At 78.6% G+C, this 1,723-nt stretch carries 1 protein-coding gene; it reads left to right on the top strand.

Annotated elements, in window-relative coordinates:
- Positions 1-1,681, top strand: a 1,681-nt coding sequence (locus tag ABD317_RS36595; protein ID WP_344296319.1) for an ABC transporter ATP-binding protein, incomplete at its 5' end; no start/stop codon positions are given.
- Positions 1,682-1,723: the final 42 nt, after the last annotated feature.

Genomic DNA, 1,723 nt, shown 5'->3' with positions numbered 1-1,723 from the left:
CGCCGTCGGGCTGCTCACCCAGCCGCTGCTGGGCCACATCGTGGACCTGGTCACCGACGAACGCGACGCCGGGGCGCTGACGCTGCCGGTGGTGCTGCTGGTGGCCGTGGCAGTCGGCCAGGGCGTGCTGACCGCCGTCGGCCGCACGATGGTCTCCCGGCTCGGCGAGACGGTGCTCGCCCAGCTGCGCGAGCGGTTCGTCGAGCGGGCGCTGCACCTGCCGCTGGACCGGCTGGAGAAGGCCGGCTCGGGCGACCTGACCGCCCGCGTCACCCGGGACGTCTCCCGGGTCGCCGAGGCGGTGCGCGGCGCGCTGCCCCAGCTGGCGTCCTCCGTGCTGGCGATCGTGCTCACGCTCGGCGCGCTGGCCGTACTCGACTGGCGCTTCCTGCTCGCCGCGCTGCTCGCGGTGCCCGTGCAGGCGTACACGGCCCGCTGGTACGTGCGGCGCGCGGTGCCGCTGTACGCGCGCGAACGCGTCGCCACCGGGGCGCAGCAGCAGCAGCTCCTGGACACCGTCAGCGGCGCGGCCACCGTCCGCGCGCACCGGCTGGAGGCGCCGCACGCCGGGCGGGTCGAGGCCCGCTCGCGGACCGCGGTGGACCTGCGGCTGCGCGGGGTGCGGCTGCTGATGGGCTTCTACAACCGGCTGCACGTGGCGGAGTACCTGGGGCTGTCCGCGGTGCTGGTGGCCGGCTACGTGCTGGTGCGCGACGGCTCCGCCTCGATCGGTACGGCGACGGCCGCGGCGCTGTACTTCCACTCGCTGTTCGGGCCGGTGAACGTGGCCCTGGTGCTGCTCGACGACGCCCAGGCGGCGACGGCGGGGCTGGCGCGGCTGGTCGGCGTCGTGGACGCGCGCGAGCAGCAGCCGGCGTCCGGCGAGCCGGAGCCCGCGGAGGCGGGCTCGCGGCCGGCGGTGGGCGTGTCCGTCAGCGGGGTGTCGCACGCGTACGAGCCGGGTCGGCCGGTGCTGCACGCGGTGGACCTGGAGCTGCGGCCGAAGGAGAAGGTGGCGCTGGTCGGCGCCAGCGGGGCGGGCAAGAGCACGCTCGCCAAGCTGCTGGCCGGCATCCACTCCCCCACCGCCGGGCGCATCGACGTGGGCGGCGCCGGGCCGGACGAGTCGGGCCGCACGGTCGCGCTGGTCACCCAGGAGGTGCACGTCTTCGCCGGGCGGCTCGCCGACGACCTGCGGCTGGCCCGCCCCGGCGCCGGCGACGCGGAGCTGCGCGAGGCGCTGGACCGGGTGGGCGCGCTCGGCTGGGCCGAGGCGCTGCCGGAGGGCCTGGACACGGTCGTGGGCGAGGGCGGGCACCGGCTGACGGCGGACCGGGCCCAGCAGCTCGCGCTGGCCCGGCTGGTGCTGGCCGACCCGCCGGTCGCGGTGCTCGACGAGGCCACCGCGGAGGCCGGCAGCCTCGGCGCCCGGCGGCTGGAGGAGGCGGCCGAACGCGCGCTGGAGGGGCGCACCGCGCTGGTCGTCGCCCACCGGCTCAGCCAGGCCGCGGCGGCCGACCGGGTCGTGGTGATGGAGGAGGGCCGGGTGGCGGAGAGCGGCACGCACGACGAGCTGCGCGCGGCGGCCGGCCCGTACGCCGCGCTGTGGCAGGCCTGGTCGGCGGGGCGCGGGGCGGATGCCGAGCGGGGCACGCCCGGCGCCGGGCGGCCGGCCCCGTAGCCGGTCGCGCCGCCCGTCCGGGTACGGGTACGGGCCGGGGCC

It is taken from the genome of Streptomyces synnematoformans, assembly GCF_039531005.1.
GTDB lineage: Bacteria > Actinomycetota > Actinomycetes > Streptomycetales > Streptomycetaceae > Streptomyces > Streptomyces synnematoformans.
This window is presented reverse-complemented; position numbering and strand designations above follow the sequence as displayed.